The following is a 24,254-nucleotide window of genomic DNA, read 5'->3' as shown; positions in this document are numbered from 1 at the left end:
TACAGCGTCAGCGCCAGCGCCATCAGCCCGATCAGCGTCGGCACCGAACGGCTCGGGATCACCCGGTCGTATACCTCCAGCATGAAGAACGAGCCGGTGAGGTACAGCACGTTCACCACGCCGCTCATCACCGCGACGCCGGCGAACGCCGTCCGGCAGGACGCCAGGGCCGAGCCGAGCTCTCCGGGATCCCGCGCACGCATCATGTTCCTGCCCCCGGCATGCATTCGTTCACTGTGTGCTTGCAACCGTACGTATATAATACGCGAATGGTGTTTCCTGTCTGTATACGCGCCGGCGATTTCTGAAAAGTGGCGGTATTCACCGAGATGCGCGTCCGATATGCAAAGGCCGCGCCGCGCGTCCCGTCGCCTCCTGCAACGAGAACGGCCGCCGGACGGGGGTCCGGCGGCCGTTTCGGGATCGGGACGTTCGACCGGGGCTCGCCCGGCCGGGGTCGTCAGGGTTTCGGCGCGGGCGCCGGCATCGCCGGATCCGGCGTCGCCGCGGGCTGGGCCGGCACGCCGGCCGGCATGTCCGCCGAGGCGACGGGCCCGGCGAGCTCGGGATAGGCCTCGACCACGTGGGCGCCGTTGAGCGGCTTGTTGGCGCCGTTGTGGCAGGTGGCGCAGTTCATCTTCGGCACGTCGCCGAGCGGGCCGTGGCGGTTCGGCGGCAGCGTCTCGGAGAGCGGCAGCATGTAGTCCTCGTTCAGGTCGCGGACCATGCGGATGCCGTGCCAGGCGGCGACGCGGTTGGGCGTGCTCGTGCTCCAATCCGCCACCGAGCGGGTGTTGTGGCAGAAGGTGCAGTTCACGCCGAGCGACTGCGCCATGCTGATCATGATCGCGAAGGTCTTCTCCGCGTCCTGGATCGGCTTGCCCTTGGTCTCCGGCAGGGCCGAGGTGGCGTTGACGCGGATCGCGTCCTCGGGCGTGTTCTTGTGCGCGTAGAACGCCGCGTAGACGCCGTAGGGCAGCGAGGTCAGGCCGACCTGCGGGCTGGCGACGTTCTGCCCGTTGTTGCGCGGGATGACGCCGTGCCCCGCGTTCGGGCCGGGATTCTCGAACCAGATGTTCTTCGGCACCGGCTGGCCGCGGTGGCAGGTGTAGCAGGTGACGCCGGCCTCGTGGACGTGGTTCTCCTTCCAGGTCGAGTTGATGTGCTGGACCATCTGCAGCATCCGCCTGGCGACGCGCTTCTGGTACAGGCTGTCGTCGGCCATGTTCTCGGTGTTGTGGCAGTAGGTGCAGCCCTGCTCCGGGGCGACCCACTCGGTCATCGAGGCCATCAGGCGGTTGAAGTTGTCGGCCGAGAGATCGCCGAGGACCTTGACGTTCTGGTAGACCGCCGAGGCCTTGTCGCCCCCGGGCTCGGCCGGGTCGGCCGGCGCGGGCGCCTGGTTGGCCTCGATCTTGGCGGCCTTGTTCGCCCGGGTCTCGATGACGTCCATCGCAGTGCCGCGGAACCCGGTCTGCTGCTGCGCCATCGGCGGGCGGGTCCAGCCGGCGGTGCCTAGCATGGCGATCGTGAGGAACAGCGCGGCGACCGCGCCGGCGACGGCGAGCAGGGTTCTCATGGGTGCACCGAGGGGGCGACGCTGGAGGGATCGACGATCGGGCCGTAGACCTGCGGATAGGACGGCGCGACCCCGTGCTTGACCGCCCAGAGGTACCAGTTGTCGACGACGGTGCCGGTGAGCAGGATGCCGATGCCGCCGGTCAGCGTCGTCAGCACCGCGAACCACCAGGCCCAGCGGTGGACCGATTCCATCGTGGCGTTGAAGCCCATGGTCCAGCGCCAGAACAGGGCGGCGCGCTCGGTGGCGGTGCCGCGGTCGACGATCTGGTCGATCTCGCGCTCGGCGCCGTAGCGCGAGCAGGCCAGGATGGTGCCCCCGTGCATCGCGAACAGCAGCGTCGACCCGTACAGGAAGACGATCGAGAGCATGTGGAACGGGTTGTAGAACAGGTTGCCGTAGCGCAGCGAGAACGCGGCGGTCCAATCGAGGTGTGGGAAGATGCCGAACGGCACCGCCTCGCTCCACGAGCCCATCATGATCGGGCGGATGAAGCCGAGCACGAGGTAGAGCCAGATCGCCGAGGCGAAGGCCCACGGCACGTGCTTGCCCAGGCCGAGCGCCGCGGCGCGGCGGTAGAGCCGGAGCCACCACAGCAGGATCGAGGCGGTGAGGAAGAAGCCGGCGATCAGCCACCAGCCTCCCTCGTTGAGCGGCGGCAGGATCCGGAGGCCGTATTGCGGGCGCGGCGGCTCGAGGGCGAGCCAGGGCAGCTGCCGCACGAACTGGATCGGGTCCCAGTTCACCGACGCCCACATGTTGAGGCCGATGATCTCGAAGGCGATCAGCCCGCAGGCGAAGGACAGCGCCCCGAGGTAGCCGATGTAGATCGGCCCGACCTGCGCGTTGCCGATCAGCCCCATCAGGTAGCTGTGGAACGGCTTGCCCCAGCGCGAATCGACGGCGACCGGGACGCCGTGCTCCGCCTCGATCGGCCGGATCTGCACCTGGGTGAGGATGTTCTGGTAGTACGCCATTGCCTGGGCCCTTTCCGGGAGCGTTCTTCAAGCGACGTGGTGGCCGTATCCGTCCCGCCCCCGGCCGCGCGACGATCGCGGCCGGGCGACTTCGCGGCTCAGCGCCAGACCGGCAGGTTCAGCCACCAGCCCCACCATTCCGGCCAGCCCTGCGTCCAGAACGGGCCGCTGATCACGATGCAGACCGCGCTCCAGAATCCCGCCGACAGGGCCAGGAACAGGCCGAGGCGGTGGATGCCGAGCGTGCCGATCGAGTAGCCGATCGTGTCGCGGAAGAAGGTGTCCTCGTGCTCGGGGCTCTTCACGGTCTCGCCCTTGGCCGGGTTCGTCGCCGAGAGGATCAGGCCGCCGTGCATCGCCAGAGCGAGCGTCGTGGTGAAGAAGAAGGTCACGGCGAGCATGTGCGCCGGATTATAGTGGAAGTGCAGGTACTGGTAGCCGGTGTTCGACACCCAATCGAGGTGGCTGAGGATGCCGTACGGGAAGCCGTAGCCCCAGGCGCCCATCAGGAACGGGCGGACCACGACCAGGACGACGTAGGCGAAGATCGCGACCGCGAAGGCGAAGGGCACGTGGTAGCCGATGCCGAGCTTGCGGCAGATTTCGACCTCGCGCAGCGCCCAGGACGAGAACGCGCCGATGGCGCAGAACGTGATGATCTGCCAGAGGCCGCCCTCCTTCAGGGGGGCGAGCGCCAGCCCGTACTTGATGTCGGGCGGCGCGATGTTGATCTGCCAGATGTTCCAGGTCGGCCCGAGCGCCGCGCCGTAGATGATCAGCGCCGTGCCGAGCGCGCTGAAGAACAGCGTCGTGACCCCGAAGAAGCCGACGTAGAACGGCCCGACCCAGAAATCGAACAGGTCGCCGCCGACGAGGGTGCCGCCGCGGACGCGATACTTCTTCTCGAAACTCAGCATCGCCATGGCGAATAGCCTCCGGATGGGTCTGCGGCCGTCGGGCGCTCGTGCGTGCGGTCGTGCGAGCGGCCTTGCGGCAGCGCTCGGTTGTCGGGCGCAGCGGGCGGGAGGATCGGGGCTCCGGTCCGCTGCCTTCGGTGCGCGGCGTCTCGTGCGGCATGCCGGCCGGGCGGGAACTCGGCCGGCACGCCGCGGGGCCGGGTCACGCCGGGGTCGGCGCGACGATCTGGAGGGAGGCCGCCTTCGAGTCCTTGGCGCCCTCCAGCCAGTTGAACCGGCTGGTGCTGAGCAGGATGAAGTGGATCAGCAGCGCGAGGACGAAGAGGAAGGTGAACAGCGCCACCAGCGTGCGGCGGGGATCGAACAGGAGCCAGACCTTGTGCATGGTGTCCTCCCTTACGAGATCATCGAGACGAGGCCGTGGACGGCTTGGGCCCCGCCTTCGAGCATGGCGTAGCCCTTCGGCCCGGGCAGCCACGGGCGCCACATCCAGACCAGGATGTGCGCGACGACGGCGATCGCGGTGAAGATGATGAAGCTCGTCAGGAAGATCGCGTGGAACTCCTTGGCTTCGGGTTCCGTCAGCCCCGAGAGGCTGCTCGGTCGTTCGAGCGTTCCGGGATTGGCCATGGTTGAAGTACCTCCGTTTGGCTGACCGCGCGGCAGGGTCGCGCGGGGGTGAGCGCCGTGGCGGCGTTGGGTGCCACGACCGGACTTCCACCCGTTCTGCCCGGACGGAAGCGTCTCGAAGGGCTCGGCCGGCGCGAAGCGCGATCCGGCGCGGCCCGAAGGCGTCAGCCCATGAAGGCGTAGGGGATGGCCGAGACCGCCATGGCCTTGGCCTCGCCGAAGACCGAGCGGCGCTGGGCCGGGCGGCCCGGCTCGCGCGCGGGCATCACGCGCTGGGCGATCGCGGCGGCGAGGAAGAACGGGTAGGTCGCGCCGAGGATGACCTTGAACTGGACCTCCTCCTGGTGGAGCCGGGACGTCGCATCGATCGATCGGGCCATGGATGTCCTCCTGGGCGCTGGGGCCGGCGCAGGGCGCGGGCTCGGCGGGGTGCGGGCGGATTCGTCCGGCCGGAGCCGGGGCGAAGGGGTGTGGGCGGCAGGGATCGGCAGGCTCGCGGACGCGCTCATGCGGCGACCCCGAGCTTCAGGGCGTCGTGGGCGGTCTCGACGTGCCCGGGTGCGACCTCGCCGGCGCCGTCGCGGCGGGCGCCGCGCTCGGCGGCATCGCGCAGGCGCTTGGCCATCGAGATCCGGACCAGGACCGGCTGGCGCTCGACATGCGCGTCGAGGAGCGCCCGCGCGGCCTCGTTCCACGGCAATTCGCGATGCATCCGCGCCGGCGTCGCCTCGACCGCATCCATGTCGCGGGCGAGCGGCAGGATGTGGAAGAGCATGTCGAACAGCGCGTTGCAGACTTCCTGCACGAGGTAGGTCGCGCCGGAATAGCCCATGAACGGCGTGCCGGTGTGCCGCCGGATGATCGCGCCGGGGAACGAGGCCGGCACGAACACCGCCCGGCAGCCGCTCTCGGCCGCGTACATCCGCTCGTTGAACGAGCCGAACAGCACCAGCGGCGGATTGTTCGCGATGGCCGCGCGCACGGCCGCGTTGTCGGGCTTGGCGCCGGGCTTTCGCGCGAAGGCGAAGGTGCAGGGCAGCCCCATCTCCTCCTCGAGGAAGTGGCGCACGCCGCGCGCGTAGGTGTCGGTCGCGACGATGCCGAAGCTCGCGGTGCCGAAGAAGTCCTGCGTCACCGAGCGCCACAGGTCCCAGACCGGCTTGATCGTGGTGTGCTTCTCGCGCTCGATGAACGGCTCGGGATCGAGGCCGAGGATCTCGCCGAGCGAGCGCAGGAACTTGGTGGTCGAGAGCACGCCGATCGGCGCCTGCAGGTAGGGCCGCTCCAGGTCCTCGCAGAGCAGGCGCCCGAACTCGCGGTAGAGGCAGACGTTGGCGTCGGCATTGACGAGCTTGGGCACGTCGGCGAGATGCGAGCCCAGCGGGAAGACCAGGTTGATCTCGGCGCCGATCCCCTCGACCAGCCGCCGGATCTCGGCGAGGTCGGAGGGCATGTTGAAGGTGCCGTAGGCCGGCCCGATCAGGTTGACCCGCGGGCGCTCGCCCTCCTTGCGCGCGGGACGCGGCGGGATGCCCTTCTTGGCGAAGCGCTTGGCGCCGTATTCCTGCCAGAGCCAGCGCATCGCCCGGTCGGCGGTCTGCCACTGGTCCTCGTCGATGGTGCGTGGCAGGAAGCGCTGTATGTTGGTGCCCTCCGGCGTGACCCCGCCGCCGATCATCTCGGCGATCGAGCCGGTGACGACGACGCTGGGCTGGCCGGGATCGAGCACCGCATGCGCCCGCTTCATCGCGCCCTCGGTGCCGTGGCGGCCGAGCTCCTCCTCGCCGAGGCCCGTGACGACGATCGGAAGCTCGTGCGGCGGCAGCGCGTCGGTGTAGTGCAGCACCGAGGTGACCGGCAGGTTCTCGCAGCCGACGGGGCCGTCGATGATGACCTGCAGGCCCTTGATCGCCGTGAAGACGTAGACGGCACCCCAGTACCCGCCGGCGCGGTCGTGATCGAGGACGAGCATCAGGCCATCTCCCCGATAGGCGTGTTGTCCAGCAGGAGACCTTGGTCGTGCTTCTTCGGCGCGGGCGCCCGCGCCACGCTCTTGCGCAGCTGCGGCACCGCCTCCCAGACGCCGGCGGCGTGGCCGGTGCCGACGCCCTCGAAGAAGCCGCGCATCGCGTCGAAGCGGCCCTTGTTGCCGAGCGCGGCGTTGATCACCTTGGCGAGCGAGCCGGCGCCGGCGACGCCCATCAGCGGCCGTGCCGAGATCAGGTTGGTGAAGTACAGGGCCGGCGTGCCGGCCTCCTTGGCCTTCTGCACCACCGGCGTGGTGCCGACGGCGAGGTCGGGCCGGTATTCGCGCATTGCGGCGAGGTCATCCTCGAGCGAGGCCCGGAACTTCACCTGGACGCCGCGGGCCTCGAGCCAGTCGCGGTCGGCCTCCGCCCAGGGCGTCCTCGGGCAGGCGGTGCCGACGTAGCGCAGGTCGGCGCCGCTTTCGATCAGCAGGCGCCCGACCAGCAGCTCCGAGCCCTCGTAGCCGGAGAGGGTGATGCGGCCCTGGATCGGGGCGGCGGCGAGCACGCCGCGGATCGGCGGCAGCAGGCGGTTCTTGGCGGCCTCGACCAGGCCGCGCGGGACGGCGCAGGCCTCGCCGATCCGGTCGAGCCAGTCCGCGGTGCCGTCGACGCCGACCGGCGCCGAGCCGACGATCGGCCGGCCGGCCGCCTCGAACTCGCGGATGCTCGCGGTGTAGAACGGGTGGATCGCCGCCACCGCCGCGCCGTCGAGCGCCGCGTAGAGCTCGCGCCATTCGCGGGTCGGGACCACGGGGCCGGCGGCGAGGCCGAGCGGCTCCAGCATCGCGCCGATTACCACGGGATCGGCGGGGAACATCTCGCCGAGCAGCGTCACCGTCGGGCGCTCGGAGCGGCCGGCGCGCGGCGCCTGGACCGGGCCCTGCTCGGCTTCCGTGCGCGCGAACCGCAGCATCGCGCCGGCGAGCACATCCTTGGCCTCGGCATGGGTCGGCACCCCGAAGCCCGGCACGTCGATGCCGATGATGCGGACGCCCTCGATCTCCTTCGGCAGCAGGCGCAGCGGCACGCCCGAGGCCGTCGGCACGCAGAGGTTGATCACCACAACGGCGTCGTAATCGGCGGGCTTGGCCGTGAGGAACACCGCCTCGCGGATGTCCTCGAACAGCTTGCCGGTGACCAGCGTCTCCGAGTTGAACGGCACGTAGCCGACCGAGCGCTTGGCCCCGTAGAAGTGCGAGGTGAAGGTCAGCCCGTAGACGCAGCAGGCGGAGCCGGACAGGATCGTCGCGGTGCGCCGCATTCGCAGGCCGACCCGGAGCGAGCCGAAGGCCGGGCACATGCTCTGCGGCTGGTCGTGCGGCCCGACGGGGTAATCCTTGGCCAGCCGGTCCAGGGTCTCGCTCATGCCGGCCTCGGCGGCGGCGGCCCGCATCACGTCCTTGCCGGCATGGCAGCCGAGGCCGTCGCCCTTCGTCGCCGCGAGGTTCACGGCCGGCGCCTGCGCGGCGGCGAGCGTCGAGGCCGGGATTTCCCGGCGGGCGCGGAGCGCGGCGATGTCGAGGGTGACGGCCATGCGCCTCAGACCTCGTCGTAGACGACTTCGAGGGACGGCTTGGCGACGTGGGCGACGCCGCACATGTCCTCGAAGGTCGCCGGCACCAGCACCACGTCGCGGCCGGTGGTCTCGCTGGAGAACAGCCCGAGGAGGCCGTCCTGCGAAAGCGGCGTCGGGTGATTGGGCTTCGCCTCGGCGACGTTCTGGGCGAGATCGGCGAACAGCGAGCCCCAGCGCCCGTCGGGCCGGCCGATGATCTCGTAGTTCGCGCTCTTCCTGCGGATGTCGTCGTCGGCCGGGATCGAGGCCAGCACCGGGATGCCGACGGCGGCGGCGAAGGCCTGGGCCTCGCCGGTGTGGTCGTCCTTGTTGATCACCAGGCCGCCGACGCCGACGTTGCCGCCGAGCTTGCGGAAGTATTCGACCGCGGAGCAGACGTTGTTGGCGACGTAGAGCGACTGCAGGTCGTTCGAGCCGACGACGATGACCTTCTGGCACATGTCGCGGGCGATCGGCAGGCCGAAGCCGCCGCAGACCACGTCGCCGAGGAAGTCGAGCAGGACGTAGTCGAAGCCCCATTCATGGAAGCCGAGCTTCTCCAAAAGCTCGAAGCCGTGGATGATGCCGCGGCCGCCGCAGCCGCGCCCGACCTCGGGGCCGCCGAGCTCCATCGCGTAGACGCCGTCGCGCTTGAAGCAGACGTCGCCGATCGCCACCGGCTCGCCGGCGAGCTTCTTCCGGGTCGAGGTCTCGATGATGGTCGGGCAGGCCTTGCCGCCGAACAGCAGCGAGGTGGTGTCGCTCTTCGGGTCGCAGCCGATGAGAAGGACCTTCTTGCCCTGCTGGGCCATCATGTAGCTGAGGTTGGCCAGGGTGAACGACTTGCCGATGCCGCCCTTGCCGTAGATCGCGATGATCTGCGTTTCCTTCTTCGCCGGCGCGGTCGCCACCGGATCCGGCTCGATGGCCGCTTCGGCGCGGAGCGCGGCGTTGGTCAGGTGCATGTTCATGCGTTCCTCCAGTCGAGGATCATCTTCAGGCACTCGGGCTCGCCGAAGGCCGTGCGATAGGCCTGCTCCGCCTCCGACGCCGGGCGCCGGTGGGTGATCAGGCCGTCGAGGGAGAGGGCGCCGCGTGCGACGAGCGCGCTCACCGCCGCGAGGTCGTGCGGCCGGAACTCGGCCGCGACCCGGATCCGGGCCTCGCGCAGGAAGGCTGGCGGGAAGGCGAAGGCGAGCGGCGCCTCGTAGAAGCCGGCGAGCACGATCTCGCCGCCGGAGCACAGCCGCCCGATCAGCGTGTCGAGCAGGCTCGCATCGCCGCTGACGTCGGTGATCGTCGCGTAGTCGCGGCGCTCGTCCTGATCGGGGTGGATGACGGGATAGCCGAATTCGCCCCGCGCCCGGACCGGATTGGTCTCCCACACCGTCGGCATCGCGCCGGACAGGGCGGTGAGCCGGGCCAGCAGGCGCCCGAGCACCCCGTGGCCGACGATCAGCGAGCGCTCGCCGGGGGCGTTGCTCGCCATCGCGTGGTAGGCGGTGGCGGCGAGCGCCAGCAGGATCGCCTTCTCGCCCAGCGCGGGGTCGACCGGCACCAGCTTCTCCGCCGGCACGATCAGGTGCGAGGCGGCGCCGCCGAACAGGCCGCGCACCGTGCCGAAGCAGCGCGCGCCCGGCACGAACACCGCCTGGCCGACGCTCAGGTCCGAGCCCGCGGGCGCCGATTCGACGGTGCCGACCGACTCGTAGCCCGGCACCAGCGGGTATCCCATGCCGGGGAAGCTCGGCATCCGCCCGGTCCAGAGCAGGCGCTCGGTGCCGGTGGAGATCCCGCTCCAGGTGACGGCGACCACCGCGTCGCCCTCTGCGGCCGGAGTCAGCGGCAGGCGGTTGAGCGCCAGCACCTCCGGTTTCTCGAGAACGACGGCGAGCGCGTCCATGTGCGGTGCCTCTTCCATCCCTAGCCCGACTCTCCCGGTCGGCCATCAGTCATCCTAGAATGACAACAGAAAGCGTCAAGGCAAATTTACACTTCGCCGCGCTTGCGGGCGACGACGAGGCGCGTCAGCAGGGGACGACGGGTCTTCACGCTGCGGATCGCGTCGAATCCGGCATCGCGAAGCATCGCGGTCAGCTCCTCGACGGTGCGGGCGCGGCCGCTGCCCATGGCGAGCAGGTAGAAGCCGAAATAGGCGTCGCCGATCGGCTCGGCCCCCCGCGTCCCGGCCATCGGCTCGGCGACGAGCAGCGTGCCGCCGGGGGGCAGCGCGTCGTGCGCCGCACGCAGCAGCACCGCGGCGCGGGCGTCGTCGTGGTCGTGGACGATCCGCACCAGCGAGATCGCGTCGGCGCCGCGCGGCAGCGGATCGGAGAAGAAGCTTCCGCCGCGGCAGGCGACCGTCAGGCCCGCCGCACCAAGGCGCGCCTCGGCCCGGGCGGCGACCGCCGGCAGGTCGAACAGCATCAGGTGCAGGCCGGGGTGGCGGGCCGCGGCGGCGGTGACGAAGGCGCCCTCCCCGCCGCCGACATCCATCAGGCAGGCGTGCGATCCGAGCGGATAGGCGTCGAGCACGTCCTCGGCGATCAGCGCCTGCGAGGCCGCCATCAGGCGGCTGTAGCCGGCGACCGCCTCGGCCTCCGCGGCGTCCGGCTCGGCGGCCTTGGCGTAGGGCCAGTAACCCGAGAGTCGCGTCGGGGGTCCTTCGCCGCGCAGCAGCGCGACCGGGTCGGCGAGATCGGCGTAGAGCATGGCGTGATGCTCGATCATCGCCGCCACCGACGGGTTGCCGATCAGCGCCGCGCCGAGGTCGGCCAGCGCCCAGCGCGCGTCGGGCAGGCGGCCGATCAGGTCGAGGGAGGCGGCGGCCTTCAGCAGGCGCTCGGCCCGCTCCGGTGCGAGACGGAGGCGCTCGGCCAGCACGGCCGTCGCGAGCGGGCCGGGCTGCAGCGTGTGGAACAGGTCGAGCCGGACGCAGGCGAGCAGCACCTGGGAGTAGGTGAACCCGGCGCAGAGGTCGAACAACGCCCGGGTGTTCGTCCGCGCGATGCGGCGCGTCAGCGGAAACCCGGCGGCCCAACGCTGGAATGCGGGGCTCGCGACGCGGGCGATGCGGAAGGCGCGCCAGCGCTCGCGAAGGTTTCGAAACGCGAGCCACCCTCCCCCCGCCGAGGCGAGCGGGACGGCGCGGAGGTCGTTCTTCTCCCCGCCGGAGACGATGCCCACGCTGGTCTCCGCCGCCATGCCCCTCGCCTCAGGCGAATTCGTGGGCGAGGCTCGCGGGCAGGAAGAGCCGGGTCTGCGCGGCGATCTCGGCGCGCAGCGCGTCGGCGCCCGGGCAGGTCGGGATCACCTCGATCGCCTCCGCCGAGAGGCGCTTCAGCCGCTCGAGGGCGCCGCCCATGCCGAGGAGCAGGGCGGCGTTCGGCCGGCCGAGGGTGGCGTCGCGGCCGGCGGGCTTGCCGATCTCCTCCTGGCGGCAGGCGACGTCGCGCAGGTCGTCGGCGACCTGATAGGCCTCGCCGAGGCATTCCCCGAGGAGCCGCCACGGCAGCGGCGACGCGCCCGCCGCCGCCGCACCCGCCACCGTCGCGGCGGCGAACAGCGCACCGGTCTTGGCCTGCTGGTAGTTCGACAGCGCGACCTGCTCCTCCGACTCCCAGGCCTGGCCGGCAACGATGCCGGCCGGCGAGCCGACCGCGCGGGCGACCAGCCCAACGAGCGCCGCGAGCCGATGCGGGTTCCTGGCCGCGCCCCGGGCCAACGTCTCGAACGCGAGCACGATCAGCGCGTCGCCGGTGAGCACCGCCAGCGGCTCGCCGAAGGCGACGTGCACGGTGGGCTTCTGCCGGCGGGTCTCGGCGTCGTCGAAGCAGGGCAGGTCATCGTGGACGAGGGAGGCACAGTGCAGCAGCTCGATCGCGGCGGCGGCGGACTCGGCGGCGGCCGGATCGTCGTCGCCGCAGGCGGCGGCCACCGCCAGGCAGAGCCGGGGCCGGATGCGATGGCCGCCCGGGAACACGGCGTAGCGGATCGCCTCGGCGAGCCGCGGCGGGGCGCCCGGCGCCTCGGCGTAGGCGACCGCGTTGTCCAGGGTCCGTTCGATGCGCTGGCCTGCGTCCACCGTGACCTCCCGTGTCAATTTGCTTTGACTTTTCGAAGTGTCATCTATGATTGACACTTGTCGCGGGTGAGATCAATGCCGGATCGTCGTGCGGCACGGGGGAACGATGGTGATCGAGCGGGTCGTGGTGATCGGGGGCGGCATCGGCGGGCTCGTCGCCGCCCTCCGGCTCGCCGTGGCCGGATGCGCGGTGACGCTGCTCGAGACCGCCGGCGTGCCAGGCGGCAAGATGCGCAGCGTGCCGGTCGGCGGCACCCGGATCGAGGCCGGCCCGACCGTGTTCACCATGCGCTGGATCCTCGACGAGATCTTCGCCGAGGCCGGTGCGGATCTGGGTGAGCGGGTCGCGCTGAGCCCCGCCCGCATTCTCGCCCGCCACGCCTGGAGCGCGTCCGAGCGGCTCGACCTGCTCGCCGACGTCGACGCCTCCGTCGACGCGATCGCCGCCTTCGCCGGCGCGCGCGAGGCCGAGGGCTACCGGCGCTTCTGCGCGCGGGCCGAGCAGGTGTTCCGCACCCTCGACGCGCCGTTCATCCGCGGCGCCCGGCCCGGACCCGTCGACCTCGCCCGTCGCGCCGGCCTGTCGGGGCTGGGCGACCTGTGGCGGATCCAGCCCTTCGCCACCCTGTGGGGGGCGCTCGGCGACTACTTCCGCGACCCGCGCCTGCGGCAGCTGTTTGCCCGCTACGCCACCTATTGCGGCTCCTCGCCGTATCAGGCGCCGGCGACGCTGATGCTCGTCGCCCATGTCGAGCAGGCGGGCGTGTGGTCGATCGAGGGCGGCTTGAGCCGGCTCGCCGCGGCGGTCGCCGCGCTGGCGCGCGAGCGCGGCGCGACGATCCGCACCGGCGCGCACGTCGCGCGCATCCTGGTCTCGGGCGGTGCGGTCTCGGGCGTGGTCCTCGCCGACGGCGAGCTGATCGCGGCCGACGCGGTGGTGATGAACGGCGACGTCTCGGCGCTCGCCGCCGGGTTGCTCGGGCCCGCGGTGGTCGGCGCCGCCGATCCGGTGGCGCCGGCCGAGCGCTCGCTCTCGGCGATCACCTTCTGCTTGAACGCCCGCACCGCGGGCTTTCCGCTGGCGCACCACACCGTGTTCTTCGGACGCGACTACCGGGCCGAGTTCGACGCGATCCGCCGCGGGCGGCTGCCGCCCGACCCCACGACCTACGTCTGCGCGCAGGATCGGGCCGGCGACGCGATGCCGGACGGGCCCGAGCGCCTGCTCTGCCTCGTCAACGCGCCGGCCCGGGGCGAGCGACCCTTCACCGATACGGAGATCGACGCATGCGAAACGACGATGCGGGCACGGCTGACGGCGTGCGGCCTGACGATCTCCGCCGCCGAGACGGCGGTCACCACGCCGGCCCGGTTCGGCACCCTGTTCCCGGCGACCGGGGGGGCGCTCTACGGACGGGCCTCGCACGGCTGGAGCGCGACCTTCAAGCGGATGGGCGCGCGGACCCGGCTGCCGGGCCTGTACCTGGCGGGCGGCAGCGTCCATCCGGGGCCGGGGGTGCCGATGGCGGCGCAATCGGGGCGGATCGCGGCGGACACGCTGCTGGCGGATCGGCGGGCGGCGCGCCCCGCTTCGACACGCCGGTCGGCCGCGACGGCTATGTCTGGTGGTACGTCGACGCCCTGAGCGCGGACGGCACCCAGGGGCTGACCATCATCGCCTTCATCGGCAGCGTGTTCTCGCCCTACTACGCCTGGGACGCCACGCGGAACCCGTTCGAGCACTGCGCCGTCAACGTCGTCCTCTACGGCGCGCGCGAAAACCGCTTCTGCATGACCGAGCGCGGCAGCCGCGCCCTGTCGCGCGATGCGACGCAGATCCGGATCGGGCCGAGCGGCATGGCCTGGGACGGTACCTCGCTCACCATCACCCTCGACGAGACCACGGCGCCGGTCCCGTCGCGGGTCCGCGGCACGGTGAAGCTTTATCCCGGCGGGATCACGCCCGGGCCCTTCACCCTGGACGCGCGGGGCGCGCATCGCTGGTGGCCGATGGCGCCGTCCTCGCCCGTCGAGGTCGCGCTCGACGCGCCGTCCGTGCGCTGGTCCGGCACCGCCTACTTCGACACCAATCACGGCGACGAGCCGCTGGCCGAAGCCTTCACGAGCTGGACCTGGTGCCGGGCGGACCTCGGCGACGGCGCGGCGATCCTCTACGACGTGTGCCGCCGCGACGGCTTGGGCCAGAACCTCTCGCTCTGCTTCGACCGCACCGGCGCCCGCCGCGATCTCCGCCCGCCCCTCGCCGCGGCCTTGCCGCCGACGCGGTTCTGGCGCGTGCCGCGCGCGACCCGCAGCGACGACGGGCGGGCGGAGGTGGTGCGGACCTTCGAGGACACGCCATTCTACTCCCGCTCGCTGCTCTCGGCCCGGCTCGCCGGCGAGACGGTGCGCTCGGTCCACGAGAGCCTGTCGCTCGACCGCTTCCGCAATCCGCTGGTGCGGCTGATGCTGCCGTTCCGGATGCCGCGGCGGGCGTGACGACCAGGCGTCACGCGCTCGTCTGAAGCGGGTCGCGATCGAGCCCGTCAGCCCAGCCGTTCGGCGATGTGGTCGGCGACGCGCAGCGCGTTGGCGACGATCGTCAGCGTCGGGTTCACGGCGCCGATCGAGGGGAAGAAGCTCGCATCGGTGACGTAGAGGTTATCGAGCTCGTGCGCCTTGCAGGTCAGGTCGAGCACGGACGCCTTCGGATCGGTGCCGAAGCGCAGCGTGCCGGCCTGATGCGCGGTCCCGCTCAGGGGGATGTTTTTGCCGAGATAGAGCGAGCGCTCGAACAGGTAGGTGTAGAGCCCGCCCGGACGGAGCAGGTCCTCGAGCTTGCCGCGCAGGCGGTCGTGCGCCTCGCGGTTGGTCTCGCGCACGTCGAGGATCACGCGGCCGTCATGGCCGAGCATCACCCGGTTGTCGGGATGCGGCAGGTCCTCGCTCTGCAGCCAGAAGTCCATCGAGTGGCGCGCCACCATCTCGAACGGGGCATTCGGCAGGAAGCCGGTCCATTTCGGAAACTCCTCGCCGCGGATCTGCTCCGGATGCGTCTTGGCGCACATCTGCATCAGGCCCATGGGAAATTCCCAGTCCTTCGACTCGAAGTAGAAGTCCGAGACCGCGAGCGTCTTCTGGAAGACGGTGTCGTTGACCTCCTTCGACAGGGCCATCAGCACCGACATGGTGTGGCGCATGTAGTTGCGCCCAACCTGGTCGGAGCCGTTGGCCAGCCCGTTCGGGTGGGCCGCGTTGGCCGAGCGCAGGAGCAGCAGCGCCGAGGACAGCGCGCCGCACGCGACGACGACGATGTCGGCGGAGTAGCGCTCCGCCCGGCCCTCGCGGGTGACGTTCACCGCCGTCACGGTGCGGCCCGACGGGTCGGTCTCGAGCGTCGAGACGTAGGCGTTGACGAGCAGCGTGACGTTGTCGTGCCGGGCCAGCGTCGGGTCGACGGTCATCACCTGCGCGTCAGCCTTGCCGTTGAGCAGGCACGGGAACCCGTCGAAGGCGTCGCAGCGGATGCAGACGCTCGTCGGCGTCGGCTTGCCGTTGCGCTCGTCGAGCTTGATGCCGAGCGGCAGGTGGAACGGGTTGAGGCCGACCTTCGCCCAGTCGTCCGACAGCTTCTGGATGCGCGGCTCGTGGCTGACGGCGGGATGGTCGTAGGGGCCGCTCGCCCACGGCTCGTTCGGATCCTCGCCGCGTTGCCCGTGCACGGCGAACAGCGCCTCCGCCTGCCCGTAATAGGGCTCGAACTCGGCATAGGAGACCGGCCAGGCCGGCGAGAGGCCGTCCACGTGACGGACCTCGCCGAAATCGCGCTCGCGCATCCGCAGCAGCGCCGAGCCGTAGACCTTCGAGTTGCCGCCGACATAGTAGTGCAACGCTGGGCTGAACGTGCGGCCGTCGCCGCCGTACCAGGTCTCCTTCGCCTGGTAGGCGCCGTCGACGAAGACGGTCTTCGAATTCCAGTTGTCCTGCGAGCGCGGGAGGTAGTCGCCGCGCTCCAGCAGCAGGATGCGCTTGCCGGTCTTCGCCAGCCGCGACGTCAGCGAGCCGCCGCCGGGGCCCGAGCCGATCACGATGACGTCGTAATGGTCCTCTCGCATCGGTCGGCCTCGCACTGCAATACGCTGGAGAAAACGGGTTCGCCGGCCAACGGCACAAGCCTGGAGGCGTTCCAGGCTGGCCGGTCACGGCATCGTGCGCGCTGCGATGCAGCAAACGCACCCGCTTCCGCCGCCCGGCCCGGCAACTGCGGCGGGTGAGCGGCGTTGGGCCCTCGAGCACGAACGCCGCCCCTCCCCCGTCTCGCCCCGGATCTCGCGATGCCCGTCACCACAGGCCCCCGATGACGTGGCTCGATCTCGTCGCCGTGCCGCTCGCGGCCAAGCTCTGCCTCGTCTTCATGTTTCCGCTGAGCGCCTACGACAAGGTCGCGCACTGGGACGAGGCCATGGGGCAGGCGCGCTCCGGCCCAGTGCCTTTCCCGGCCCTGCTGCTCGTGCTCGGCATCCTCGTCGAGGCGGTGACGCCGGTTCTGATCGTGACCGGCATCTTCGATCGCGCGGCGGCCTTCGTCCTCGCCGGCTTCTGCGCCGTCACCGCGCTGATGTACCACCCGTTCTGGCGGTTCCCGGACTTCTGGTCGAAGAACGGCGAGGGCCGTGCCCATTTCTGGGACTTCTTCAAGAACTTCGGCCTCGTCGGCGGGCTTCTGCTGGTGGTGATCGGCGGCGCCTACGCCCCGGCCTCCGAGGTCGTTCGGCACCCGCTCTCGAGCGGCCCGCAGGCCGCCCCGGCCCTGTCCGCCCCCGACAACCGTTGACGACCCTCTCTCGCAAGGAACCCGACATGGCCGATCAGCACGACGGCGGGCCGCCGCCCAGGATGCCGTACTGGCACGTCTACACCGACGCCGAAGGCGTGAGCCGGCAGGAACGGTTCGCGCTGTCGGCGTTCAAGTTCGAGGGCATCGACCCGCAGACCGCGCCGCAATGGAACGACAAGCAGGCGCCGTCGCAGGCCGGCGTCACCTTCACGGTGCTGCCGGTCGGCTGGGTCGGGCAATGGCACGAGAACCCGCGGCCGCAATGGATCGCCATCCTGTCGGGCCGCTGGTTCGTCGAGACCATGGACGGCACCCGCGTCGAGATGGGACCGGGCGAGCTGATGATGGGCGAGGACCAGAACACCAAGGAGCGCGACGGACGGAAGGGGCACCTCTCCGGCACGGTCGGCGACGAGCCGTGCACGATGATCGTCACCGGCCTCGACGTGACGCCGACCGTGAACCAGCCCGGACGCTTCAAGTAGGCCCGCGCCGATGGATGGCTTCGAGATCACGCAGCCGCGGTTCAAGGCGTTCGTGCTGCCGAACGCGCCGCTGGAGATGCTCGCCGAGGGCTTCCGATGGTGCGAGGGCCCGGTCTGGTTCGGCGACCGCGACGAGCTCCTGTTCTCGGACCTGCCGAACGACCGCGTGATGCGCTGGAGCGAGTCCGGCGGCGTCTCGGTGTACCGCTCGGGCACCGGCTTCGAGAACGGGCACGCCCGCGACCGGCAGGGGCGTCTGCTCTCCTGCTCGCACCGCGACCGCCGGATCACCCGGACCGAGCTCGACGGCACGATCACCGCGCTGGTCGAGCGCTACCAGGGCCGCCGGCTGAATTCCCCGAACGACGTCGTCTGCAAGTCGGACGGCACGATCTGGTTCAGCGACCCGCCCTACGGCATCCAGACCGACTACGAGGGCGGCAAGCAGGCCTCCGAGCTGCCCGCCAACGTCTACCGCTTCGACCCGCGCGACGGCTCGCTCGCGGTCGTGGCCGGCGACTTCGACGGGCCGAACGGGCTCGCCTTCTCGCCGGACGAGACGAAGCTCTACGTCGCCGAGAGCGGGCTGCAATTCGCCGAGGCGCCGAAGAAGTTCATCCGCGTCTTCGACGTCGCCGAGAATGGATCGCTCTCGGGCGGCGACGTCTTCCACACGGTCGAGCCGGGCTTCGCCGACGGCTTCCGCCTCGACGACGAAGGCTATCTCTGGTCGGGCGCCGGGGACGGCGTGCATTGCATCGATCCGCACGGCGAGCGCGTCGGCAAGATCCTGGTGCCCGCGACGGTCTCGAACCTCGCCTTCGGCGGCCGCAACGGCAGCCGGCTCTTCCTCTGCGCCTCGCACACCCTCTACGCGATCTACACCAACCGGCGTGGGGCGCGGCTCCTGTGAGCGCCCTGGTCCGATCGATCGCCGGGTTCGAGCGCACCGTCGCGGACCTGACGCGGACGGAGGCGTTTTATCGCGACGGCCTCGGGTTCTCGCGGGTCGGCCCGATCGAGCCGCTGCCGGCTGCGATCGGCGACGCCTACGGATCCCCCGGGGCGGTGGGCTCGCGCCTGAAGATGCGGCTCGGCCGGCAGATCGTGGCGTTCCTGGCCTTCGATCCGCCGGGCGCGCCGTACCCGGACGCGCCCCGTGCCACCGATCCGGTCTTCCAGCATCTCGCGATCCCCGTCCGCGCGATGGAGGCCGCGTTCCGGCAGCTCTCGCGCCTGTCGCCGACCGCCGTCAGCGTCGGCGGCCCACAGGACCTGCCCAAGACGTCGGGCGGCGTGACGGCCTACAAGTTCCGCGATCCCGACGGGCACCCGTTGGAGCTGATCGCCTTCCCCGGCGGCCCCGCCGCCGAGCGCTGGCAGGCCGCGCCCGGCCTGTTCCTCGGCATCGACCACTCGGCGATCACCGTGACGCGCCTCGAGGCCGCGCTCGCCTTCCACGCGGCGCTGCTCGGCTTCCGGGTGGCGCAGCGAGGTCTGAACGCGGGCGAGGCGCAGGCGCGCCTCGACGGCGTCCCCGACCCCGTCGTCGACGTCCTCGGCCTGGAACCCGGCGGCCCTGCGACGCCGCATCTGGAGTTGCTGCACTACCGCCAGCCCGCGACGGAGAAACCGACCCCGGCGCCCTTCGGTCCGCGCGACCGGGCGACGACGCGGCTCGTCCTCGAGACCGCCGACGTCGCCAAAGCCGTCGCGGCGATCCGGCAGGCCGGCCACCCGGTGCGGCTTTCGGCCGACGGCAGCACCGCCTACGCCGAGGGACCCGACGGGCATGGGCTGCGGCTCGTCGGCCCCAACGGCGGCGCGCGCCGATAAACGGCCTCGCATCGCGGCGCGCGGCTCGATCCTTTTGTGCAACTCCAGATCGTGGCAATAGCCATCCATCGCCGCCGGTCGCCGCCTCGGGTGCCGGAGGGCCGCCCCGATCCGGAGACCTGCATGACCCGTATTCCGCTCCTCCGACGCGCCCTGGCGGGCGGCCTCATGCTCGCCGGTCTGGCCGGCACGCCGGTCTCGGCCGAGGACGGCACCACCGCCGAGCAGACCGTCGACGCGATGAACACGCTCTGGGGGCAGCATCCGGGCATGCGGGCGAACCACGCCAAGGGGACCGTCGTGGAAGGACGCTTCACGCCGAGCGCCGAGGCGGCCAAGCTCAGCAAGGCCTCTGTCTTCTCCGGTGCCGCCGTGCCGGTCACCGCCCGCTTCTCGGACGCCACCGGCCTCCCGACGATCGCAGACGGCGCGGCCAACGCCAACCCGCACGGGCTCTCGCTCAAGTTCAAGCTCGCCGACGGCAGCGAGATGGACGTCGTCACCAACAGCCTGAAGTACTTCCCCGTCGCCACCGGCGAGGAGTTCCGCGACCTGCTCGTCGCGATCGCGAAGAGCGGGAAGGATGCCGGAAAGCCGACGCCGGCCGAGACCTTCGTCGCGAGCCACCCGGCCGCGGGCAAGGCCGGCGCCACCGCCCGGACCCCGACGAGCCTGGCGCGCCAGACCTACAACGGCGTCAACGCCTTCATCCTCGTCGACGCGAGCGGCAAGCGGCAGGCCTTCCGCTACCGCATCGTGCCGGTCGAGGGCGAGGAGCTGCTCGGGTCCGAGGAGGCCGCCAAGCAGGCGCCGGACCACCTGATGAGCGAGATCCGCACGCGGCTCGGCAAGGCGCCGGTCTCCTACAAGGTGCTGGCCCAGCTCGCGGAGCCCGGCGACCGGACCGACGACGCGACCCAGCCGTGGCCGGAGGAGCGCCGCCTGGTCGAGATGGGCACCCTGACGCTGACCAAGCCCGTCGCCGACAGCGCGAGCGCCGAGAAGGCGCTGCTGTTCCTGCCGAACGCCCTCACCGACGGGATCGAGGTCTCGGACGATCCCCTGATCGACGCGCGGGTCCAGGCCTACGCGGTCTCGTTCGGGCGGCGCTCGCAGTGACGGCCGGGCGCGTCGCCCGTCTCACCAGATGCGGGTGACGCGCCCGTCGAAGACGGCATCGGCCGAGATCCGCCGCATCGCGCGGATCGGCGCCGTTGCCGCCGGCAGACGGTCGAACGGGTCGCGATGCGACCAATCCATCGTGCCGGCCATGAGGCAGATCTCACCCGTCAGCGCAGAAGTTCTGCCGCCTTGCTGGAGGAGGAGGTCGGCGAGGCTGTCGGCGAAGGGGGCCATGTCGGGCCATTTGCCGAGGCGCACCTTCTGACCGATTTCAAAGAAGGTGATCGGGCTCACATAAACCGTCGCGGCCGCAGATATGCTTTGCCGCGCCGCAAGGGAGAGGCGACGATCGTTGGTGAGCGACCAAGCCCAGGCATGCGTGTCCAGGAGAAGGCTTCCGCTCAACGCCCACCCTCCCACAGGTCGAGCGCGTCGGCGTCCATCGGTTCGAGGAAGTCGGGACCCGGACCTGTCACGCGACCTTCCAGAAGACCGATCTTGAACGTGGTCTTCGGGATGGCGACCAATCGGACGACGGGCTCGCTTCCACGGGCGATGATGACCTCCTCGCCACGCAGAGCTGCTTCGATCAGCTTGGACAGCTGAGTCTTGGCCGCATGGACGGTTATCTGCATCGCACATTCCCAACTATAAGACGGCACGATCTTAGCTAAGTCGACTAGGTTCGCTAGGGAGGCAGGCAGTGCCTCCTCGCCATCGGGCCCGAGGCCTGAGCAAGGACCGATGCCCAGGCTTGACGCCTCCCGGGGCCCACGTCCAATGCCGGCGTTTCCACGGGAGGTCCCGATGCTCTTCGCCCTGCCCTTCCCGGCCATCGATCCGGTCGCCGTCGCGATCGGGCCGATCACCATCAAGTGGTACGCGCTGGCCTACATTGCCGGGCTGATCGGCGGCTGGTTCTACGCCCGCCGCCTGGTGATGGCCGACCGCTACTGGGGCGTGGTGCGGCGCCCGACCACCGCCGACATCGACGACATGATCGTCTGGGTGGCGCTGGGCGTCGTCCTCGGCGGGCGCATCGGCTACGTGCTGTTCTACAATCTGCCGATGTATCTCGACGACCCGATCGAGATCCTGGCGATCCGCAACGGTGGGATGTCGTTCCACGGCGGCTTCCTCGGGGCGATCCTGGCGATGCTGCTGGTCGCGCGCTCGCGAAAGCTCGGCGGCTACACGCTCCTCGATCTGGCCGCCGTGGTCGTGCCGATCGGGCTGTTCTTCGGCCGCATCGCCAACTTCGTGAACGGCGAGCTGTGGGGCCGGGTCGCGCCCGACTTCGCCTATGCCGTCGTCTTCCCCACCGGCGGCCCGCTGCCCCGCCATCCGAGCCAGCTCTACGAGGCCGCGACCGAGGGGCTGCTGCTGTTCATCGTCATGGCGCTCGCGGTGAACCGCTTCGGTTTCCGCAAGCCGGGCCTCCTCGGCGGCATCTTCGTGCTCGGCTATGCCGTCGCGCGGACCGTCTGCGAGCTGTTCCGCGAGCCCGACCGCCAGCTCGGCTACCTGTTCGGCGACCATCTCGGGCCGCTCGGCGGCGGCGTGACCATGGGCATGCTGCTCTGCGTGCCGATGGCCGTGGTCGGGCTGGTCTTCATCGTGCTCGCCGCCCGCGGCGTCACGCGGCCGCGCCATCCCGTCGAGGCCGCCGCGCTGCAGACGGAGACGGCGCGGTGAGGACGTGAGCCCCACCCCCCTCGGCGCCGAGATCGCCGCCCTGATCCGCGAGACCGGGCCGATCGGGATCGACCGCTACATGGCGCTCTGCCTCGGCCATCCGGTGCACGGCTACTACCGCACCCGCGACCCGCTCGGCCCGCGGGGCGACTTCACCACCGCGCCCGAGATCAGCCAGATGTTCGGCGAGCTCGTCGGGGTGTGGATCGCCTCGGTCTGGGCCGCGATGGGGGCACCGGCCCCGCTGCGCCTGGTGGAGCTCGGCCCCGGCCGCGGCACGCTGATGGCCGACGCGCTGCGGGCGCTGCGCACCGTGGCGCCGACGGCGGCGATCGACCTCCACCTCGTCGAGACCAGCCCGGTGCTGCGGGCGGCGCAGGAGGCGACGCTCGGGGCGGCGACGCCGACCTGGCACGCGGACGTCGCCTCGGTGCCGCCCGGCCCGGCGATCGTCGTCGCCAACGAATTCTTCGATTGCCTCCCCGTGCGCCAGTTCGTGCGGACGGCGCGCGGCTGGTGCGAGCGCCTGGTCGGCCTGGCGGACGGCGCCCTCGCCTTCGGCCTCGCGCCCGACCCGACGGTCGCGATCACCGCCGCGGCGGCCGAGGGGGCGCTGATGACTCTGCCCGCCCCCGCCCTCGAGCTGGCGCGAACCCTGGCGCAACGCGTCCGCGACCAGGGCGGAGCCTTGCTCGTCGTCGATTACGGCCATGTCCGGCCGGGCTTCGGCGACACCCTCCAGGCGATCGCCGGGCATCGCTTCGTCGGGCCGCTCGACGCGCCGGGCGAGGCCGACCTCACCGTGCATGTCGACTTTCCGGCCCTGGCGCGCGCGGCCGCCGAGGCGGGGGCGACGATCCACGGCCCCGTCGATCAGCGCGCCTTCCTCGATGCGCTGGGTCTTCCCGCCCGCGCGGCCCGGCTGAAGGCGCGGGCGACGCCGGCGCATGCCGAGGCGATCGCGGCCGCGTCGCTCCGGCTCACCGATCCGGCCCCCGGCGGGATGGGAAGCCTGTTCAAGGCGATGGCGATCACCCAGCCGACCCTTCCGCCGCCGCCGGGATTCGCGCACGGCTGAGGGCGCCGCGGGTGCCATCGTCACCGCCGGCGCCTTCGGTTATCGACGGGTGGACGTGATCCCGCATCGCGGGCGCGAAGTCTCGCCAGGAGCCGCCATGCCAGGAGCCGCCATGTTCGTCGAAGCGCCGGAACTCAGCTCGCATTCGGGCATCCGCCACGCCTTCTTCACCCGGCAGGGCGGCGTTTCCGACGGGCTCTACGCCTCCCTCAACGGCGGGCTCGGCTCGCGGGACAGGCCCGAGGCCGTCGCCGAGAACCGTGCGCGGATGTGCGCGCAGCTCGGGCTGCCGGCGGATCGGCTGGTCAGCCTCTACCAAGTGCATTCCGCGCAGGCCGTCGTGGTCGAGGCGCCGTTCGTCCCGTCGGAGCGCCCGAAGGCCGACGCCATGGTGACGCGGGTTCCGGGCCTCGCCCTCGGGATCGCCACCGCCGATTGCGGCCCGATCCTGTTCGCCGATCCCGAGAACGGCGTCGTCGGCGCCGCCCACGCGGGATGGAAGGGCGCGCTGACCGGCGTGGTCGAGGCCACGGTCGCCGCGATGGAAGGGCTCGGCGCCCGCCGCTCGGCGATCGTCGCGATGCTCGGCCCGACGATCGCGCAGGGCGCCTACGAGGTGGGCACGGATTTCATGACGCGCTTCCGGGACGAGGCGCCGGGATCGGATCGGTTCTTCGCGGCCGGCACGCGGCCCGACCATGCACAGTTCGACCTGCCGGGCTTCGTGCTCTCCCGCCTGGAGCAGGCGGAGATCGGAGAAGCCGCCATCCTCGGCCTGTGCACCTATTCCGACCCGGACCGCTTCTACAGCTACCGCCGGACCACGCACCGCGCCGAGGCGGATTACGGCCGGCTGATCTCGGCGATCGCGCTGACGCCGTAGGCGGGTTCCGTCGAAGGAACTGCATGCGACAATCTGTCCAAAGGCGGGATGCGAAAAAAGCGTGGCCGCAAGTGAACCTTGACCATTCGCGTGTGTTTATCGGGGCAGGTACCAAGGCAACAACGGCGGGGCGCCACAAAGGGGCCGTCTTCAGGACGGTCGGCGTTACCGCGATGCAACAGCATCCTTGGAGCCATTGACTTAAAGACGGGCAATCGGTGCCGGACGGGCCAAAAGGCCGGCGGCACCAGATGGAATGAGGACCAGACCATGAAATCCATGCTTCGGGGCGTCACCGCCCTCGCCGGCATCGCGCTCGCCGGCTCCGCCTTCGCCGCCGACCTTCCGCGTCGCGCTCCGCCGCCGGTGTTCACCCCGGTTCCGGTGTTCACCTGGACGGGCGCGTACTTCGGTATCAACGCCGGCTACGGCTTCGATGCCAGCGATCGCCGCGGCGCCACCGTCGTCGGCGTCTCGCCCGGCAACGCGATCTTCGCCGGCCCGGCCGGCGGCAACACCGGCGGCGTGCTTGCCTTCGGCGGCAGC

At 71.2% G+C, this 24,254-nt stretch carries 25 protein-coding genes and 2 pseudogenes; 11 read left to right on the top strand and 16 right to left on the bottom strand.

Features of this window, described 5'->3' with window-relative positions; genetic code table 11:
• From MKK64_RS26210 to MKK64_RS26150, 13 genes and pseudogenes are all read right to left on the bottom strand, one after another.
• Positions 1-206, bottom strand: a pseudogene (locus MKK64_RS26210) (type I secretion system permease/ATPase); the annotation flags it as partial.
• 254 nt (positions 207-460) lie between these two features.
• Positions 461-1,579 (bottom strand): photosynthetic reaction center cytochrome PufC, encoded by a 1,119-nt coding sequence (pufC, locus tag MKK64_RS26205; RefSeq protein ID WP_243938562.1) that lies wholly within the window; start codon positions 1,577-1,579, stop codon positions 461-463.
• Positions 1,576-2,556, bottom strand: coding sequence for a photosynthetic reaction center subunit M (gene pufM / locus MKK64_RS26200; protein WP_147729316.1), 981 nt, complete (start codon positions 2,554-2,556; stop codon positions 1,576-1,578). The genes pufC and pufM overlap by 4 nt, the downstream gene beginning before the upstream one ends.
• Positions 2,557-2,654: 98 nt before the next feature.
• On the bottom strand, positions 2,655-3,479 hold the full coding sequence (gene pufL / locus MKK64_RS26195) for a photosynthetic reaction center subunit L (RefSeq protein ID WP_147729315.1): 825 nt from the start codon (positions 3,477-3,479) through the stop codon (positions 2,655-2,657).
• 196 nt (positions 3,480-3,675) lie between these two features.
• Entirely contained in the window at positions 3,676-3,858 is a 183-nt protein-coding gene (gene pufA / locus MKK64_RS26190; RefSeq protein WP_147730006.1) for a light-harvesting antenna LH1, alpha subunit, read from the bottom strand.
• A gap of 11 nt (positions 3,859-3,869) precedes the next feature.
• A complete protein-coding gene (pufB, locus tag MKK64_RS26185) occupies positions 3,870-4,103 on the bottom strand; it encodes a light-harvesting antenna LH1, beta subunit (protein ID WP_147730005.1) in 234 nt (77 codons plus the stop codon).
• Between the two features lie 164 nt (positions 4,104-4,267).
• A complete protein-coding gene (locus tag MKK64_RS26180; RefSeq protein WP_147730004.1) occupies positions 4,268-4,483 on the bottom strand; it encodes a hypothetical protein in 216 nt (71 codons plus the stop codon).
• A gap of 125 nt (positions 4,484-4,608) precedes the next feature.
• Entirely contained in the window at positions 4,609-6,075 is a 1,467-nt protein-coding gene (gene bchZ, locus MKK64_RS26175) for a chlorophyllide a reductase subunit Z (RefSeq protein ID WP_243938560.1), read from the bottom strand.
• Positions 6,075-7,667, bottom strand: coding sequence for a chlorophyllide a reductase subunit Y (gene bchY / locus MKK64_RS26170; protein ID WP_243938558.1), 1,593 nt, complete (start codon positions 7,665-7,667; stop codon positions 6,075-6,077). Before bchY ends, bchZ begins: the two co-directional genes overlap by 1 nt.
• Positions 7,668-7,672: 5 nt before the next feature.
• Positions 7,673-8,659 (bottom strand): chlorophyllide a reductase iron protein subunit X, encoded by a 987-nt coding sequence (locus tag MKK64_RS26165; RefSeq protein WP_147843837.1) that lies wholly within the window; start codon positions 8,657-8,659, stop codon positions 7,673-7,675.
• On the bottom strand, positions 8,656-9,591 hold the full coding sequence (bchC, locus tag MKK64_RS26160) for a chlorophyll synthesis pathway protein BchC (RefSeq protein WP_147843839.1): 936 nt from the start codon (positions 9,589-9,591) through the stop codon (positions 8,656-8,658). The genes MKK64_RS26165 and bchC overlap by 4 nt, the downstream gene beginning before the upstream one ends.
• A gap of 86 nt (positions 9,592-9,677) precedes the next feature.
• On the bottom strand, positions 9,678-10,892 hold the full coding sequence (locus MKK64_RS26155; RefSeq protein ID WP_243938556.1) for an acetylserotonin O-methyltransferase: 1,215 nt from the start codon (positions 10,890-10,892) through the stop codon (positions 9,678-9,680).
• A gap of 10 nt (positions 10,893-10,902) precedes the next feature.
• On the bottom strand, positions 10,903-11,772 hold the full coding sequence (locus tag MKK64_RS26150) for a polyprenyl synthetase family protein (RefSeq protein WP_147859741.1): 870 nt from the start codon (positions 11,770-11,772) through the stop codon (positions 10,903-10,905).
• 106 nt (positions 11,773-11,878) lie between these two features.
• Here MKK64_RS26150 and crtD point away from each other — a divergent pair, with 106 nt between their 5' ends.
• Both crtD and MKK64_RS26140 read left to right on the top strand, forming a co-directional pair.
• Positions 11,879-13,417, top strand: coding sequence for a 1-hydroxycarotenoid 3,4-desaturase CrtD (gene crtD / locus MKK64_RS26145; protein ID WP_243938568.1), 1,539 nt, complete (start codon positions 11,879-11,881; stop codon positions 13,415-13,417).
• The gene (locus MKK64_RS26140) at positions 13,414-14,271 is read left to right on the top strand and encodes a carotenoid 1,2-hydratase (RefSeq protein ID WP_243938566.1); all 858 of its coding nucleotides are present in this window, start codon (positions 13,414-13,416) and stop codon (positions 14,269-14,271) included. Before crtD ends, MKK64_RS26140 begins: the two co-directional genes overlap by 4 nt.
• Positions 14,272-14,318: 47 nt before the next feature.
• Here the strand turns inward: MKK64_RS26140 and MKK64_RS26135 are convergent, their stop codons facing one another.
• Positions 14,319-15,887: a GMC oxidoreductase gene (locus MKK64_RS26135; protein ID WP_243938555.1), complete on the bottom strand. Its 1,569-nt coding sequence runs from the start codon at positions 15,885-15,887 to the stop codon at positions 14,319-14,321.
• Between the two features lie 242 nt (positions 15,888-16,129).
• Between MKK64_RS26135 and MKK64_RS26130 the strand changes: the two genes are divergently transcribed.
• The 5 genes from MKK64_RS26130 (at position 16,130) to MKK64_RS26110 (ending at position 20,049) form a co-directional block, all read left to right on the top strand.
• Entirely contained in the window at positions 16,130-16,606 is a 477-nt protein-coding gene (locus tag MKK64_RS26130; protein ID WP_147727361.1) for a DoxX family protein, read from the top strand.
• A 26-nt stretch (positions 16,607-16,632) separates the two neighbouring features.
• A complete protein-coding gene (locus tag MKK64_RS26125; protein WP_147727362.1) occupies positions 16,633-17,094 on the top strand; it encodes a cupin domain-containing protein in 462 nt (153 codons plus the stop codon).
• A 10-nt stretch (positions 17,095-17,104) separates the two neighbouring features.
• Positions 17,105-18,007 (top strand): SMP-30/gluconolactonase/LRE family protein, encoded by a 903-nt coding sequence (locus MKK64_RS26120; RefSeq protein ID WP_243938553.1) that lies wholly within the window; start codon positions 17,105-17,107, stop codon positions 18,005-18,007.
• The gene (locus MKK64_RS26115) at positions 18,004-18,930 is read left to right on the top strand and encodes a VOC family protein (protein ID WP_243938551.1); all 927 of its coding nucleotides are present in this window, start codon (positions 18,004-18,006) and stop codon (positions 18,928-18,930) included. Before MKK64_RS26120 ends, MKK64_RS26115 begins: the two co-directional genes overlap by 4 nt.
• Before the next feature lie 123 nt (positions 18,931-19,053).
• The gene (locus tag MKK64_RS26110; RefSeq protein ID WP_243938549.1) at positions 19,054-20,049 is read left to right on the top strand and encodes a catalase family peroxidase; all 996 of its coding nucleotides are present in this window, start codon (positions 19,054-19,056) and stop codon (positions 20,047-20,049) included.
• Between the two features lie 21 nt (positions 20,050-20,070).
• Here the strand turns inward: MKK64_RS26110 and MKK64_RS26105 are convergent, their stop codons facing one another.
• Together MKK64_RS26105 and MKK64_RS26100 are read right to left on the bottom strand one after the other, a co-directional pair.
• On the bottom strand, positions 20,071-20,457 hold the full coding sequence (locus tag MKK64_RS26105) for a type II toxin-antitoxin system VapC family toxin (protein ID WP_243938547.1): 387 nt from the start codon (positions 20,455-20,457) through the stop codon (positions 20,071-20,073).
• Complete coding sequence (locus tag MKK64_RS26100) at positions 20,454-20,687, bottom strand: type II toxin-antitoxin system Phd/YefM family antitoxin (RefSeq protein WP_147727367.1); 234 nt, start codon at positions 20,685-20,687, stop codon at positions 20,454-20,456. Before MKK64_RS26100 ends, MKK64_RS26105 begins: the two co-directional genes overlap by 4 nt.
• A gap of 172 nt (positions 20,688-20,859) precedes the next feature.
• On the opposite strand from MKK64_RS26100, the gene lgt reads away from it, so the two are divergent.
• The 4 genes and pseudogenes from lgt to MKK64_RS26080 form a co-directional block, all read left to right on the top strand.
• Positions 20,860-21,747, top strand: a complete 888-nt coding sequence (gene lgt / locus MKK64_RS26095) for a prolipoprotein diacylglyceryl transferase (protein ID WP_313898940.1) — start codon at positions 20,860-20,862, stop codon at positions 21,745-21,747.
• A gap of 4 nt (positions 21,748-21,751) precedes the next feature.
• A complete protein-coding gene (locus MKK64_RS26090; RefSeq protein WP_243938543.1) occupies positions 21,752-22,825 on the top strand; it encodes a class I SAM-dependent methyltransferase in 1,074 nt (357 codons plus the stop codon).
• A 112-nt stretch (positions 22,826-22,937) separates the two neighbouring features.
• On the top strand, positions 22,938-23,708 hold the full coding sequence (pgeF, locus tag MKK64_RS26085) for a peptidoglycan editing factor PgeF (protein ID WP_243938564.1): 771 nt from the start codon (positions 22,938-22,940) through the stop codon (positions 23,706-23,708).
• A gap of 270 nt (positions 23,709-23,978) precedes the next feature.
• Positions 23,979-24,254 (top strand): annotated as a pseudogene (locus MKK64_RS26080) (porin family protein); the annotation flags it as partial.

The sequence above is a fragment of the Methylobacterium sp. E-025 genome, assembly GCF_022829705.1.
GTDB lineage: Bacteria > Pseudomonadota > Alphaproteobacteria > Rhizobiales > Beijerinckiaceae > Methylobacterium.
Note: the sequence above shows the minus strand (reverse complement) of the source record. Positions and strands in the feature narration are given on the sequence as shown.